This is a genomic window from Corynebacterium sp. KPL3927, assembly GCF_040225835.1.
Classification (GTDB): domain Bacteria; phylum Actinomycetota; class Actinomycetes; order Mycobacteriales; family Mycobacteriaceae; genus Corynebacterium.
This window is the reverse complement of sequence record NZ_JBEHGD010000003.1, coordinates 109,233-123,320: the sequence shown is the minus strand read 5'-3', so window position 1 is coordinate 123,320 and position 14,088 is coordinate 109,233. Positions and strand designations below refer to the sequence as shown.

Below are 14,088 nucleotides of genomic sequence, written 5' to 3'. Positions count from 1 at the left end.
GAATTGCTGCGCCCCTCGCAGCTCACTCCCGCGTCCCCTTGCATGGCCCGAGTCACTTGTGCAGCCAGCGCCCCACGGTGCGAAAGCCGCCGCAATGCCCCACATGGGCAAGCGCTTCCTGGGCCGCGGGGCCTATGGGTTAGACTATGGGGCGTGACTAAGCCAAATACTACCCCGCGCCCAGTCCTCGTCGTGGATTTTGGCGCTCAGTACGCGCAGCTCATTGCCCGCCGCGTGCGCGAGGCCAAAATCTACTCCGAGGTTGTTTCCAACTCCGCCTCCATCGAGGAAATCAAAGCCAAGGACCCCGCCGCGCTCATTTTGTCCGGCGGCCCGTCGTCCGTCTATGCCGACGGCGCCCCAGCGCTCAAACCTGAGCTGCTAGAGCTTGGCGTTCCGGTCTTCGGCATTTGCTACGGCTTCCAGGCCATGAACCACATCCTCGGCGGTACCGTATCGTCTACCGGTGAGCGTGAATATGGCCGCACCGATATCGACGTCAAGGGCGGCATCCTGCACGAGGGCCTCGAGCCCACGCACAAGGTATGGATGTCCCACGGCGACGCCGTCTCCGCCGCCCCCGAGGGCTTCGACGTAACCGCAACCTCCGCCGGCGCCCCAGTCGCCGCGATGGAGTGCCCGGCCAAGCAGATGGCCGGCGTGCAGTACCACCCCGAGGTGTTGCACTCGCCACACGGCCAAGAAGTGCTCACCCGCTTCCTCACGGAGATCGCCGGTCTGGAGCAGAACTGGACCGCCGATAATATCGCCGAGCAGCTCATCGCGGATATCCGCGCCCAAGTAGGCGAGGAAGGCCGCGCTATTTGTGGCCTGTCTGGCGGCGTGGACTCTGCCGTGGCTGCGGCCTTGGTGCAGCGCGCCATCGGTGATCGCCTGACCTGTGTCTTCGTCGACCACGGCCTGCTGCGCGCGGGCGAGCGCGAGCAGGTTGAAACTGACTTCGTGGCCTCGACCGGCGCCAAGCTGGTTACCGCCGACGAGCGTTCGGCCTTCCTCAAGAAGCTGGCGGGCGTTAGCGACCCAGAGGAAAAGCGCAAGGCCATCGGCGCGGAGTTCATCCGCTCCTTCGAGCGCGCCGTGGCCGGCGTGCTTGCCGATGCCCCCGCCGGCTCCACCGTCGACTACCTCGTCCAAGGCACCTTGTACCCGGACGTCGTCGAATCCGGCGGCGGCGACGGCACCGCCAATATTAAGTCGCACCACAACGTCGGCGGCCTGCCGGATGACGTCGAGTTCGAGCTCGTGGAGCCGCTGCGCCTGCTCTTTAAGGACGAGGTGCGCGCGGTGGGCCGCGAGTTGGGCCTGCCGGAAGAGATCGTCGGCCGCCAGCCCTTCCCGGGCCCGGGCCTAGGCATCCGCATCATCGGCGAGGTTACCGAGGATCGCCTCGAGACCCTGCGCCAAGCGGATCTGATTGCCCGCACCGAGCTGACCAACGCCGGCTTGGACGAGCAGATTTGGCAGTGCCCAGTCGTGCTGCTTGCCGATGTCCGCTCCGTCGGCGTCCAAGGCGATGGCCGCACCTACGGTCACCCCATTGTGCTGCGCCCGGTATCTTCCGAGGACGCCATGACCGCGGACTGGACCCGCTTGCCCTATGACGTGCTAGAGAAGATCTCCACCCGCATCACCAACGAGGTTAAAGACGTCAACCGCGTGGTCTTGGATTGCACCTCCAAGCCACCGGGAACCATCGAGTGGGAGTAAAACCCACAAAACGGCATGCGTAGAAGGCGCTCAGTACTTGAGCGCCTTTTCGCATACCTGCGGCTAGTTGCGGGGTGTCACCGGTGGCCGCCAGACGATGCGACCGCCCACCCTTTCTAGCCGCCCGCGCCGGGGCGGGGCATTGGGATCGTCGTCGTTGATGCCGTTGTGGTAAGCACAGCACACGACGAGGTTGTTCATATTGGTCTCCCCACCGCGGCTCCAGGCGGTGAGGTGGTGGATCTGGGATAAATCGGCCGGCTGATTGCATCCGGGCCAGGCGCAGCGCGGATTTTCCGCGGCCGCCATCATCCTCTGCTTATCGGTGGCCACGCGTGCCGTACGGTAGAGGTTGACCGGCCCTTCCACCGGATGCACGAGGGTGACATAGCCCGTTTCACCGTCACCGCTGCCGCTGCCGCTGGGGCCGGGGGCGGAATAGCCAGCATCGTTAAGCACGCGGCGCAGGTACTCGGTACCGGACATGGTCGCACCATTGGTGAGATCGAGCTGCACGTCGTCGCCGTGGCCATCGCGAATGCGAATGAATTTCTCTAGCGGCACGACGGCGTTAGTGACCACCGTGGAGCGCGCGGCGCTGCCGGCACCGAAGAAGATATCTTCCACCGCCTGCAGCGGCTTTTTATCGGCGGCCGTAATCGCGCCCTGCAGGTCCGCAATGAAGCGGGAGGTACCCGTTATGGCGAGCGTCCAGTAGTCATTGGGGCGCCGGTAGGTGCGCACGCCGGGGCTGACCGTGGACTTTTTCATTTCGCGCACCCGGCGCCGGGCGTGTTTGATAATGGCGCTCATCTCCGCGGACATCGCACAGCATTCCGCGCGCAACTCCCACGCCTGCTTCTTGCTGGGCGCGCGGTTAACCACGCGCTCGATGCCGGCGAGGAGGGCAATGGGGTGGGAGTTGGCGCGGGCATCGGCAATGGCGCGGCGCTGCATCCGGCTAAAGGCGGTGCGGCCGTAGTAGCTGTCGCACAAAAGGAGCAGGTCGGCGGCGATGGCATCGGGCGCGCCGCGCTCCATGAGCTCAGACCCAGATAGACCGCGGCACGCGGCGATGATATCCATGCCGGGCGCGAGGGCGGTGAGGTAGGTCTCGAGTGCGTTCATGCCGCCTACGCTAGGGCGGTGTTAGCCCGCGCTCAATCGCTAGGGCAACCGCAAGTGCGCAATCTGTGGATAACCCGGATCCGCAGCGCGAAAACCAGGGGAAATCCTGTGGATAAGTCCCCGCAGTGTCGCATAGGTTAGACAAAGGCCAGCCGGCGCGTGCCATCCACGTGGGGGAAGGCAATAAAACTGACACAGGAGACCGCAACCCACACCAGCGCCGAGCCCCACGCGGGCAGGCCGAGGATGGGCGCGAGCATGATGAGGAGCCATAGAATCATCAGCGGTACTAGCTGCGCGATGGTGGGGATGAGATCGGCATCGTGCCGGTCGGCGTAGGAGCGCATCTCGCGGCGGTAGGGGTGGGCAAAGACCAAGACGAATGCCGCCACGAGGCAGACCGCGGCCCCAGATAGGGTGGCGAAGAAATGGGTGCGGGTGGTCAGCAGCGCGACGGTGGCGCCGAGCAGGATGGAGGATCCGAGGCGCACCCACGGTGGGGTGGGGATGGGGGTTGGATTCTCGCGCATAGCACCGTAGGCCTCGTTCAGGTTCATGCGTTTAAGACTACCATTCGAACATACAGTTGCATGTGTCCGGTTGAGGGTTCATACTGTGTGGGTGAGTCAAACGAACGTTCGCCTAGAAAAAGCGGTGGCGGGGCTGGATAGGCCTGACCGCGTTGCGGTGCTGCGCGCCCGCATGCAGGCGATGGAGCAGGAGGATGAAGACGAGCTGGTAGACACCCTTCCCCAGCTGGCTCGGCTACTTCCCGCAGGTGGGCTCGCCCGGCGGAAGGTGGTCTCCTGCGCGGAGTGTCCCGCGCTCGTGGTGGAGCTCATCTGCCATCTTACGGCCCGCGGGGGCCATGTGGGGATAGTAGGGTGGCCGGATCTTTCTCTCGCACAAGTTGCCGAAATGGGGCAGCTCAACAACGTGGTCACCGTCCCCGATCCGGGCCTGGAGTCATGGGCGGTAACCAGCGTGCTGGCAGAGGGTATGGACCTTATCATCCACCATGGCCCGCCCGGCGAGCTGAGCCCGGCCAAGGCGCGGCCGGTGTGGGCGAAGATCCGCGGCGGGCAGGCCGCGGTGCTGACCGTGGGCGCGCGGCTGCCGGGCACCGCGGTGCGCATTGGGGCGGAGGTGAGTACGTATCGGGGCATTGGCAAGGGCAGCGGGCGCATCCGCGGCGTGGATATCGATCTTGCGGTGGACTCGAAAAAGGGTGTGGCGCGTGGGAGCCTCACCATGGGCGAACCCCGCAGGTTGGAGGCCGTATGAGGGCGGCTGCGGTGTGGTTTCCGGATTGGCCCATCCAGGCGGTTGGGCAGACAGGGCCGGTGCTGGTTGCGCGCAATCATGCGGTGCTGGTCTGCGATAGCGCGGCGCGCCGGGCGGGCATTCGGCGCGGGATGCGCCTGCGCCAGGCCCAGGCGATTTGCCCTGAGGTAAAGGTGGTGGAGGCGAACCCGGATAGGGATGGCGCGGCCTTCGCGGAGATTGCGGCGGGCCTGGATGCCGTGGCCTCGTCCGTGGAAATGCTGCGGCCCGGCCTGGCCATCGTGGACGTGGGGGCGGCGCTGCGCTATCACGGGCCGGAGGCGCTGGAGATGCTTGCCGATGCCACCGCGCACGCCGGTTTTGATTCCACCCTCGGCGTGGCAGACGAGATTGCCACGGCCATCATCGCGGCTCGACATCGCGGGGTAGGCGCGGTGGTGCCGGAGGGCGGGTCCCGGGATTTCTTGGCCGCCCAGCCCGTGAGTGTTTTAGCCGCGGAGGCCGCGCTGGGGTTTTCTGCGGAGTTTGTGGCCCAGCTGCAGAAATTGGGCGTGCGCCGGCTGGGTGATGTGGCGGCGCTGCCGTTTAAGCAGGTGGTTACCCGGTTTGGGCAGCAGGGCAAGCGCGCGCACGAGGTGGCGCACGCGCGGGCGGACCAACGCGTGTCCCCGGAAATGGCGCGGCCCGATCTGTCCGTGAGCAGTGAGCAATCCATCGAGCGCGTGGATGCGGCGGCATTCGTGGCCCGGCAATTGGCCGCGCAGCTGCACGTGCGGTTGGCGGAGGCGGAAGTGGTGTGCATGCGCCTGCGCGTGGTGGCGGAGCTGGCCACTGGTGAAACTGTGGCCCGGGTATGGCGCACGCACGAGGCGCTCACGGAGCAGGCGACCGCGGACCGGGTGCGCTGGCAGCTGGATGGGTGGCTTACGGCGGCGCGGTCGAGCGGCAAGGACGGCGCCGCGATCGTGCGGCTGGTGCTCGAACCGGTGGAGGTGGCTAGGCCGCAGGCCGATGGCCTCTGGGGCGGGGATGCCTCACAGGAACAGGTCAAGCGGGTAATTTCGCGCGTGCAATCGCAGCTGGGCATAGATCGCGTCTTGCAGCCGCGGGCCGCCGGTGGCCGTGGGGTGGCCGAGCGCATCGAGTACGTTCCCTACGGGGAGCAGCGCGATGCCACGCCACAAGGCAGCTGGCCAGGCAGGATCCCCGCGCCGCTTCCCGCGCGCCTAGGCGGCGGGCCGAACCATCCGGCCGCGCGCATTCGGCTTATCGATGCCGCCGCGCGGGACGTCATCGTCACCGCCGAGGCCCTCCTATCCTCTGTGCCCGTGGCGCTCGGGTGGGGCGCGCACCGCTACCGCGTCATTGGCTGGGCTGGCCCGTGGCCGGTGGATACGCAGTGGTGGACCGAAAAGCCACAGCACGCGGCGCGGCTACAAATTGTGGGCCAAGCTGAGCGGGAGCAACGCCAGCGCGCCTGGCTCTTGGTGTGGTCAGAGGGGCGCTGGCGCGTGGAGGCGACGTATTAGGAGCGAATATCTACCACGAGGCGCGTGGGATTTTCTAGCACCTGTACGGAATAAGGCTTGCGCTGGTTCATGCCGATGACAAACTGGCTGCGGCCCTCATAGGTGCGGCCGTTGACCACTTGGGTAATAACGCCACCGGCGGGGGCGTCGACGACGCCGATGCGCGGCTCGTCGATGCCGGCCTCAAACGGATAGACCACGCCGTCGATATTGACATTGAGCGCGGTATCGCCGGCGTAGTTAATGGGTTGGCCAGAGCCTTGCTGCTTGGGATTATCGGCGTAATCCACGAACCATCCTGGGGAACCCTCGCCCTCGAGCTCGAAAACGGCGCGCTCGAAACCATCGTGCTGGCCCACGCGCACCTTGGTCACCACGAGTTCTGAGGGGGCCTCAGGGCGCAGCGTTTTCATGCTCATATCCGCCTCACCCAGAGGGTTGATGTGCGAGTTTCCCACAGAGGCCGCCATGGTGGTGTCATCCGCTGATTCGGTGCTGCAGCCGGTGAGGAAGGCTGCGGCGGCAAGCAGGAGTGAGAGGCGGGCTTTATACATGACCACTAGAGTATAATTTCTAGTAATTACTGCCTAGCGTTGGGGCAGATCTTGACCGAATTGTTGCCAAATATGTGAGCTGAGTTGCAGACAGGTTAGGCTAGGGTACATGACCGATTTCTGTTCAGATTACCAGGTGGAACCGCTGCCCGGCACGGCGAAAAAAGAGTCCGTGTTTGTCCTCTTTGAGTGGCCCGGCGGCTGGTCGCGCGATGTGCTTGATGGCGATACTTTTGGCCCGGAGCTCACGGCCGAGCTGAAGGAAAAGCTCAAGGGTCAGGCCGGGCTGCAATTGATTCGCCGCCCCGGCCGCGATGGCCGCCAAATCGGCACCATGCACCGGTGCTACCTGGTGTGGGCCGAGCAGGGCGTGATGGAATTGGTCCTTTTGACCGGCCCGGAAAAGATCCTGGATTTGGATCTCACCGCGCCGGGCCGCAATGGGGGAGGAATCCTCGATACGCCGCTGGTTTTGGTGTGCACCCATGCTAAGCGCGATAAGTGCTGCGCCGTGAAGGGCCGGCCGCTCGCCGCGGAGCTGGTGGAGGATTACCCGGATTTGGTGTGGGAGACCTCGCACACGAAGGGGCACCGCTTCGCGCCCTCGGTCATGCTCATGCCCTGGGGGTATTCCTTTGGCCGGATGAATAAGGAAGCCGCCGCGCAGATGATTGCGGCGGCGGCGGAAGGAAAGTATTTCTACCCGGTCAATCGCGGGCGCGGCATCTTCGGCCCGCGCGGCCAGGTGGCGGAGTTGGCAGTAGCGCGCGAGCTTATCGATGCCTCCGAGGATCTCTACTACGGCCAGCTCCACGCAGAAGACGCGAAGCAGGGCACGGTGGTCACGCATGCCGATGGCCGGCGGTGGAGCGTGACGCTCGAGCAGCGCGCCGTGGAAGGAGTGGTCTCGTCCTGCGGCGACGCGCCCAAGACCGGCAAGGCGCTTGTGGCCACGGGCGTGGAGCTTATTAGCGGCGCATAACCTTGGAGGAGAGCCAGTTGCCAAAGAACTGCGCGGCCTGCACCAGCACGATGATAATAAGCGTGGCCACGACGGTAACTTCCCATTCGAAGGCGCGGTAGCCGTAGACGATGGCGAAGTCACCCAGTCCGCCGCCGCCGACGTAGCCGGCCATGGCGGACATATCCACGATGGCGATAAACAGGAAGGTATAGCCCAGAATCAGCGGGCCGAGGGCCTCCGGGATAATCACGGAGGTAATGATCTTCCACGGTGAAGCGCCCATGGCGCGGGCGGCCTCGATAACGCCTGGGTCGATGGCCACGAGGTTTTGTTCCACCACGCGCGCCACGGAGAACGTGGCGGCGATGACCATCACGAAGGTGGCCGGTTCGCGGCCGATGGACCCGCCCATCACGGCGACGGTGAGCGGCTGCGCAAACGCCAGCAAAATAATAAACGGGATGGGGCGAACGAAGTTCACCAGCAGGTTGACCACCAGGTAGACGGCCTTATTTTGCAGGATGCCGCCCGGGCGGGCGGTGTAGAGCAAAATGCCGAGCCCTAGGCCCAGAATGCCGGCGACGACGAGGGTGGTCGAGACCATGATGAGGGTGTCGACGATGGCATCGACAAGCGATCCGCCTAAGCGGTCCCAGTCGGCGGCGGCGAGATAGTTGACGTTCATCGTTCAATCTCCTCAATTTGAGTGGTGGCAGATAGGGCGCGGTAGAACTCTTCGATGGCGGCATCGTCGCCGCTCAAGCGCACGGTGAGCTTGCCAAAGGAGTGCTGCTGCAAGGTGGTAATACCGCCGTGGACGACGGCGATGGATACGCCAGCATCCTTCAGCTTGGCCGCGGCGCCGAAAAAGCCCGATTCCTCGGTCAGGTTGATGGTAAACAGGCGGCCTTCGTGGGCGAGCAGGTCATCGGTTTCCACCACGTCGGGCTCATTGCGCAGCGATGTGGCGACGAACTTGGCGGCCACGGCGGTCTGGGGATTGGAAAAGACCTGGTAGACACTGCCTTGTTCCACGACGTGGCCATTTTCCATCACCGCAACCTTATCCGCGATGGAGCGCACGACCTCCATTTCGTGGGTGATGACCACGATGGTGATGCCGAGCTCCTTATTTACCCGGCGCAGCAGGTCAAGGACTTCCTGCGTGGTGGTGGGGTCGAGGGCGGACGTGGCTTCGTCGGCAAGCAGCAGCGACGGATTCGTGGCCAGGGCGCGCGCGATGCCCACGCGCTGCTTCTGGCCGCCGGAAAGCTGCTCCGGGTAGCTTTTCCCCTTATCTCCCAGGCCAACAAAATCCAGCAGCTCCTGCACGCGCTGTTGGCGCTCGCGCTTGCCGATGCCCTGCAGCTGCAGCGGGTACTCAATATTGCCCGCCGCAGTGCGGGAGTTCATGAGGTTAAACTGCTGGAAGATCATGCCGATATTGCGGCGGATGCCGCGCAGCTTCTTTTCGGACATGCCGACGATATTCTGGCCATCGAGCAGCAATTCGCCGGAGGTGGGCGTATCCAGGCCGTTGATCATGCGGACCAGGGTGGATTTGCCGGCGCCGGAGTAGCCGATGATGCCGATGATTTCGCCGGAATCGACGGTCAAGGAGACATCGTCAAGAGCTTTGACCTTGGCCTTTTTCTGCTGGAAGACCTTGGTGATATTGCGGAACTCGATGCGAGTGCCGTTCTGGGTGGAATCTGCCACGGGTTGCGTCCTTAGTGAGGAAGTGCCAAACCCCGCCGGGGTGAAAACCGGCGGGGTAGAAGGCAAGGGTGATTAGTCCAAATCTGCTTCGAGCTTGTCCAGGATTTCCTGGAGTTCTTCTGGGGTGCGCTCGACCTCGACGGAGGTGCCTGCGGAGTCCTCGTCGACGCCCTTTTGTACCGCATCGGAGTGCCAGAGCTCGGCGAGTTTCTTGATGTCCTCGTTATCGGCGTCTTCCTCGCGAACGGCGAAGACGTTGATATAAGGCTCTGCCTCCTCGGAGTTCGGGTCATCCTGGAAGACGGCGGTGGCCGGGTCGATGCCGGCGCGCTCCAGGAAGGAGTTATTGATAATCGCCGGGGTGCCCTCGCCGTGCGCGGATGGGGTCTGGGCTGCATCGACCGGCACGACCTTGACCTTGGACTTCTTCTCATCGATGTCCAGCGGGGTCGGGGTGATAAGCCCGTCCTTCTTCAAGGTGATAAGGCCAGCCTGGACCAGCACGTTGATGGCGCGGCCCTGGTTGGTGGAGTCATTCGGAATGGCAACTTCTTCGCCCTCGATGCCGTCGAGGGAGTCGTGGCCCTTCCAGAACAGCGCCAGCGGCACGATTTCGGTGGCGACGATGGGCACCAGGTTGGTGCCGTTGCCGTGGTTGTACTCGGCCAGGAACTTCAGGTGCTGGAAGTTATTGGTATCCAGCTCGCCCTGGTTCAGGGCCTGGTTCGGGGTGTTGTAATCCGAGAAGGACTTGATGTCGATGTCGTAGCCGGCGTCCTTGGCTTCTTGCTCAAAGGCAACCCAGGCCTGCTTTGCATCATCGGTGGTGCCAACGGTGATGGTCTTGTCATCATCTGCGTCGGAGGAGCAGGCCACGAGGCTGGTGGCGGCGACGGTAACGGCGGCGGTAGCGGCCGCTGCGCGACGAATCTGCATGAGGTCCCCTTACATGTAGGAGTTGAAATAAATTGACCGTTTAGCAATCTAGCAATAAGCGAACCGCTTTGTCTATTGAACGTGTCTCATTGCGTCGGGTTGTATAGAACACTAATTCGACACTACCCTGTGAAGGGTGAAATTTAATGGTGGAAAGGCGCTGCCGTGGTCGCGTTTAGAAAGGATACTATCCGGCAAGGACACTGCCGCGCCCGTCGCCGTACATCACCTTGGCGGCGGCGATGAGCCTGTCCAGCGTGGGCACTCCGCCGTGCCCTTTGCGGAGCTGCACGCGGTAAGCTCCTATAGCTTTCTTGACGGTGCCGCCGAGCCGGAAGAGCTGGTCGCCCGCGCCCTAGAGCTTGGCCTCGAGGGGTTGGCCGTCGTGGATCGGGACGGCTTCTACGGCCTGATGAAATTCGCGGAAGCCGCAGCTAAGGCGGGCCTTCCGGCCGTGTACGGCGCAGAGCTTTCCCTCGCGGAAGCCCCGGTGACCGTGCTCGCGCGCACGCCGGAAGGTTATCGCCGCCTCTCGCGCCTTATCGCCCGCGCGCGGATGGACGCCGGTGAGAAGGGGGGTGTCGCGTACCCGCCCCTAGACGCCGTGGCGCGCGAGCTGGAGGAAGAGTGCTTTTTCCTGCTGGGGTGGGAGGCTATGCAAAAAATCGATCACGTTCTCGAAAGAATAAAAATAGACAGCATAGTTCTCGAATATGCGTGCACAATGTCTCCCGAAGATGCGGATCACCACGGTTTTCTGGATAAGTACAATAATCTCCGCGCCATCGCAACCGCTCGACCTGCGGCAGCAACGCGCGACCAGGTAAGGCTCGCCGCTGCCAAACGCGCCTTGGCGCATCGCCAATCCTTAGAGGAAGCCGCACCGGATGCCCACCCGATGGGCGCAGGCTGGATGCGCTCCGGCGAGCAGATGGCCCAGTTGCTCCCAGGCCGGCCCGAGCTTATCGCCGAAACCGTCCGCCTTGCCCGCGAGTGCTCCTTTACCTGGGGTACACTTGCGCCCAACCTGCCGGACTTTGTCGTCCCAGAGGGGCATACCGAGATGAGCTGGCTCGAGCACGAGGTGTGGCGGCGCGGTAAAAAGCGCTACGCCTCGCGCCCGCCCGAAATACAGGCCAGGGCGAAAAAGCAGATGCGGCACGAGCTGGGCATCATCAAGCAGCTGGGCTTTCCGGGCTACTTCCTCATCGTCTGCGACCTGGTGGATTTTTGCCGCCAGGAAAATATCCTGTGCCAGGGGCGCGGCTCCGCGGCCAATTCCGCCGTCTGTTTCGCGCTGGGCATTACCAACGCCGAGCCCATTTCCGCGCAGCTGCTCTTCGAGCGCTTCCTATCGCCGGATCGCGATGGCCCGCCCGATATCGACATCGACATCGAATCCGGCCGGCGCGAGGAGGTCATCCAGTACGTCTACCGCACCCACGGTCGCGACCGCGCAGCACAGGTGGCCAACGTTATTACCTACCGCCGCAAGGGGGCTACCCGCGACGCCGCCCGCGCGCTGGGCTATCCGCAGGGCTCGGCCGATGCGTGGTCGAAGGGCATAACCGAGCCGCCTGCCGATGTCTCCTTACTCGCCGAGCAATTCCTCGACCAGCCGCGCCACCTCGGCATCCACTCCGGCGGCATGGTTTTATGCGACCGGCCGATCGCGGACGTGGTGCCGATGGAATGGGCCCGCATGGAAGGCCGCTCCGTGCTGCAATGGGATAAGGACGATTGCGCCGCCGCCGGGCTGGTGAAATTCGACCTGCTTGGCCTCGGCATGCTGGAGGCGCTGCACCACATGATCGATGCCGTGCGCGCCACCACCGGCCGCGAGGTGCGCCTGTGGGAGCTCGACCTAGCCGAGCCCGAGGTCTATGACATGCTCTGCCGCGCCGATGCCGTCGGCGTCTTCCAAGTGGAGTCCCGCGCGCAGCTGGCCACGCTGCCGCGGCTCAAACCGCGTTGCTTCTTCGACCTCGTGGTGGAGGTCGCGCTCATTCGCCCCGGCCCCATCCAGGGCGGTTCCGTGCACCCCTACCTGCGCCGGCGCGATGGCCTCGAGCCCGTGACCTATGACCACCCGGTGCTGGAGAAATCGCTGGGCAAGACCCTGGGCATCCCGCTTTTTCAAGAGCAGCTGATGCAGATTGCGGTGGATGCCGCCGGTTTTACCGGCGCCGAGGCCGATGACCTGCGCCGCGCCATGGGCTCGAAGCGCTCGCCCACCAAGATGGCCGCGCTGCGCAGCCACTTTTTCGAGGGCTTGCGCGCCACCAACGGCATCGACGGTGAGGTCGCGGAGAAGCTCTGGGCCAAGATCACCGCCTTTGCCGCCTACGGTTTCCCGGAATCGCATTCGCAGTCCTTCGCCTCGCTGGTGTATTTTTCCGCATGGTTCAAGCATCACTACCCGGCGGAGTTCTGCGTGGGCTTGTTGCGCGCGCAGCCCATGGGCTTTTATTCGCCGCAGTCGCTCATTCAAGACGCCCGGCGCCACGGCGTGCGCGTGCTGCCAGTGAGCATCAACGACTCCGGCGCGCAGGCCAGGGCGCTGCCGACCGGCGAAATCCGGTTGGGTCTCAACCTCATCAAAGGTCTGGGGGATAAGGCCGCCGAGCGCGTGGAGGCCGCCGCGCCCTTTAACAGCGTCTCCGATCTGTCGCGCCGCGCGGATCTCAGCGTGGAGCAGGTGGAGGCGCTGGCCACGGCGGGGGCGCTGGAGTGCTTGGGGTTGGAACGCCGCCAAGCGCTTTGGCAGGCTGGCGTCGCCGCCACCGAGCGCGAGGGCATGTTGCCCGGCACCTCCGCGCTCGCCTCGCCGCACCTGCCTGGCATGTCGGCCTTCGAGCTGATGGCTACCGATGTCGCCGCCACCGGCGTCACCCACGATAAGCAGCCTATGGAGTTAGTTAGGGCCGCGCTTGGCGATGTCCTGCCTTCCTCCCACCTTCCCCACGTCCCCGATGGCACCCGCGTGCGCATCGCCGGCCTCATTACGCACCGCCAGCGCCCGCGCACCGCCTCCGGCCTGACCTTTTTGGGTGTGGAGGACGAAACCGGCCTGATGAACGTGATGGTCTCGCCCGGGCTGTGGTCCCGCCAGAAGGTGCTCGCCCGCACCGCTCGCGCGCTTATCATCCGCGGCATCGTGCAAAATGCCACCGGCGCGGTAAGCGTGGTTGCAGACAAGCTCGAGCCGCTGGATTTTGGCGATTTCCTCTCGCGCGGCTCCCGCGATTTCCGTTAGTTTTCTCCGCATCGAAGCCCAAAAGCGGTGGCTAGGCCGAGAAAACATCGCCGGCTAGTACTAAGCGCCTGCGGTGAGTTAGTTATCCATTAGGAGTTCTTCCTATAGATTTCCGTGGACATAGGTCAAAGTACTGCATAAACCCAACACTTTGACAAGGTTTTCTATTCCACTTCGAAGATATCGCCCGGCTGGCAGTCCAACGCCGCACACAGTGCCGCAAGGGTGTTAAAGCGCACGGCTTTGGCGCGATTATTCTTCAGGACGGACAGGTTAACTGGCGTGATACCTACCTCTTTGGCGAGCGCCGCTCCGGTAATACCGCGCTCCTCCATTATCCGGTCGAGGTGGCAGATCACCTGGGGTTCTTGCGCCTCAGACAAGGCCTTCGACCTCCTCTTCGAGCTTGCTGCCGCGTTTGATGGCAACTGAGAAGAGCTGGAGGGTGCAGACAAAAAGGTAGGGCAGCGCGAGCTCGCCTAATGAGGATCCGCTCTGGTTGGCCCACCAGTCAATTTCGAGCTGCGAGGAAGCCCAGTTATTGCCCATACCTTCGAGTGGGAAGCGTCCGATAAACCAGACAAGGATTCCGATGGTCATTCCGTTAAGGAAGCGGATGTTTTTCGTATTGAAAACCTGTCCACGAAGCATTGGTTTGACCAAACGGTAGGCGAAGAACGCGATAATCAAGATTCCTGCAATCTTGACGACGAGCCCCGCAGTGAGCATCCAGAATGGCCCGCCGTCGAGGTTGTGCTTGCTTAGGCCTTCCGGGATGGCCGCACTCAGCGCGGTGGAAAAGCGTCCGGTGACAAGGTCGCGCAGGTAGGTGGGGCCGAGGATGATAATGGTGAACAGGCAGAGGGTGGCCGCCGCGGTAATTTCGCGGCGCTCAGTTTGGGAGGTGGGCTGTGGGGTGGTCATGACAATCCTTTCCGTCGACTCCTTATCGACTTTCGATGTTGTCGTAATTCGATAATATCGATTAAC

Annotated in this window: 13 protein-coding genes; 5 read left to right on the top strand and 8 right to left on the bottom strand. The window is 63.7% G+C overall.

Annotated elements, in window-relative coordinates; all coding sequences use genetic code 11:
* Nucleotides 1-153: 153 nt before the first annotated feature.
* Nucleotides 154-1,728: a glutamine-hydrolyzing GMP synthase gene (guaA, locus tag ABRP86_RS02950; protein ID WP_023025292.1), complete on the top strand. Its 1,575-nt coding sequence runs from the start codon at nt 154-156 to the stop codon at nt 1,726-1,728.
* 63 nt (nt 1,729-1,791) lie between these two features.
* Here guaA and ABRP86_RS02945 read toward each other — a convergent pair whose 3' ends face one another.
* Entirely contained in the window at nt 1,792-2,856 is a 1,065-nt protein-coding gene (locus ABRP86_RS02945) for an HNH endonuclease signature motif containing protein (RefSeq protein WP_349862388.1), read from the bottom strand.
* A 137-nt stretch (nt 2,857-2,993) separates the two neighbouring features.
* Nucleotides 2,994-3,413: a hypothetical protein gene (locus tag ABRP86_RS02940; RefSeq protein ID WP_349862387.1), complete on the bottom strand. Its 420-nt coding sequence runs from the start codon at nt 3,411-3,413 to the stop codon at nt 2,994-2,996.
* A gap of 64 nt (nt 3,414-3,477) precedes the next feature.
* Here ABRP86_RS02940 and imuA' point away from each other — a divergent pair, with 64 nt between their 5' ends.
* Complete coding sequence (gene imuA', locus ABRP86_RS02935) at nt 3,478-4,140, top strand: DnaE2-dependent mutagenesis accessory factor ImuA' (protein ID WP_502880298.1); 663 nt, start codon at nt 3,478-3,480, stop codon at nt 4,138-4,140.
* Complete coding sequence (locus ABRP86_RS02930) at nt 4,137-5,669, top strand: DNA polymerase Y family protein (RefSeq protein ID WP_349862383.1); 1,533 nt, start codon at nt 4,137-4,139, stop codon at nt 5,667-5,669. Before imuA' ends, ABRP86_RS02930 begins: the two co-directional genes overlap by 4 nt.
* Here the strand turns inward: ABRP86_RS02930 and ABRP86_RS02925 are convergent.
* Entirely contained in the window at nt 5,666-6,223 is a 558-nt protein-coding gene (locus ABRP86_RS02925; protein WP_023025301.1) for an AMIN-like domain-containing (lipo)protein, read from the bottom strand. The two genes, ABRP86_RS02930 and ABRP86_RS02925, sit on opposite strands and share 4 nt — an antisense overlap.
* Nucleotides 6,224-6,332: 109 nt before the next feature.
* Here ABRP86_RS02925 and ABRP86_RS02920 point away from each other — a divergent pair, with 109 nt between their 5' ends.
* The gene (locus ABRP86_RS02920) at nt 6,333-7,205 is read left to right on the top strand and encodes a ferredoxin family protein (RefSeq protein WP_349862381.1); all 873 of its coding nucleotides are present in this window, start codon (nt 6,333-6,335) and stop codon (nt 7,203-7,205) included.
* Here the strand turns inward: ABRP86_RS02920 and ABRP86_RS02915 are convergent.
* From ABRP86_RS02915 to ABRP86_RS02905, 3 genes are all read right to left on the bottom strand, one after another.
* Nucleotides 7,192-7,872 (bottom strand): methionine ABC transporter permease, encoded by a 681-nt coding sequence (locus ABRP86_RS02915; protein WP_005277229.1) that lies wholly within the window; start codon nt 7,870-7,872, stop codon nt 7,192-7,194. The genes ABRP86_RS02920 and ABRP86_RS02915 overlap by 14 nt on opposite strands.
* Nucleotides 7,869-8,906, bottom strand: a complete 1,038-nt coding sequence (locus ABRP86_RS02910; RefSeq protein ID WP_023016794.1) for a methionine ABC transporter ATP-binding protein — start codon at nt 8,904-8,906, stop codon at nt 7,869-7,871. Before ABRP86_RS02910 ends, ABRP86_RS02915 begins: the two co-directional genes overlap by 4 nt.
* Before the next feature lie 72 nt (nt 8,907-8,978).
* On the bottom strand, nt 8,979-9,842 hold the full coding sequence (locus tag ABRP86_RS02905; RefSeq protein ID WP_023016795.1) for a MetQ/NlpA family ABC transporter substrate-binding protein: 864 nt from the start codon (nt 9,840-9,842) through the stop codon (nt 8,979-8,981).
* A 136-nt stretch (nt 9,843-9,978) separates the two neighbouring features.
* On the opposite strand from ABRP86_RS02905, the gene ABRP86_RS02900 reads away from it, so the two are divergent.
* Nucleotides 9,979-13,098: an error-prone DNA polymerase gene (locus ABRP86_RS02900; RefSeq protein ID WP_349862379.1), complete on the top strand. Its 3,120-nt coding sequence runs from the start codon at nt 9,979-9,981 to the stop codon at nt 13,096-13,098.
* 164 nt (nt 13,099-13,262) lie between these two features.
* Here the strand turns inward: ABRP86_RS02900 and ABRP86_RS02895 are convergent, their stop codons facing one another.
* Together ABRP86_RS02895 and ABRP86_RS02890 are read right to left on the bottom strand one after the other, a co-directional pair.
* The gene (locus ABRP86_RS02895) at nt 13,263-13,481 is read right to left on the bottom strand and encodes a helix-turn-helix domain-containing protein (protein ID WP_502879287.1); all 219 of its coding nucleotides are present in this window, start codon (nt 13,479-13,481) and stop codon (nt 13,263-13,265) included.
* Nucleotides 13,474-14,022, bottom strand: coding sequence for a hypothetical protein (locus ABRP86_RS02890; protein ID WP_349862377.1), 549 nt, complete (start codon nt 14,020-14,022; stop codon nt 13,474-13,476). The genes ABRP86_RS02895 and ABRP86_RS02890 overlap by 8 nt, the downstream gene beginning before the upstream one ends.
* Nucleotides 14,023-14,088 lie beyond the last annotated feature (66 nt).

Excerpts from the sequence above, each read along its gene's own strand:
- ABRP86_RS02890 (WP_349862377.1), bottom strand. The coding sequence starts at position 14,022 with ATGACCACCCCACAGCCCACCTCCCAAACTGAGCGCCGCGAAATTACC.
- ABRP86_RS02940 (WP_349862387.1), bottom strand. The coding sequence starts at position 3,413 with ATGAACCTGAACGAGGCCTACGGTGCTATGCGCGAGAATCCAACCCCC.
- ABRP86_RS02930 (WP_349862383.1), top strand. The coding sequence starts at position 4,137 with ATGAGGGCGGCTGCGGTGTGGTTTCCGGATTGGCCCATCCAGGCGGTT.
- ABRP86_RS02920 (WP_349862381.1), top strand. The coding sequence starts at position 6,333 with ATGACCGATTTCTGTTCAGATTACCAGGTGGAACCGCTGCCCGGCACG.
- ABRP86_RS02905 (WP_023016795.1), bottom strand. The coding sequence starts at position 9,842 with ATGCAGATTCGTCGCGCAGCGGCCGCTACCGCCGCCGTTACCGTCGCC.
- ABRP86_RS02945 (WP_349862388.1), bottom strand. The coding sequence starts at position 2,856 with ATGAACGCACTCGAGACCTACCTCACCGCCCTCGCGCCCGGCATGGAT.
- ABRP86_RS02915 (WP_005277229.1), bottom strand. The coding sequence starts at position 7,872 with ATGAACGTCAACTATCTCGCCGCCGCCGACTGGGACCGCTTAGGCGGA.
- ABRP86_RS02925 (WP_023025301.1), bottom strand. The coding sequence starts at position 6,223 with ATGTATAAAGCCCGCCTCTCACTCCTGCTTGCCGCCGCAGCCTTCCTC.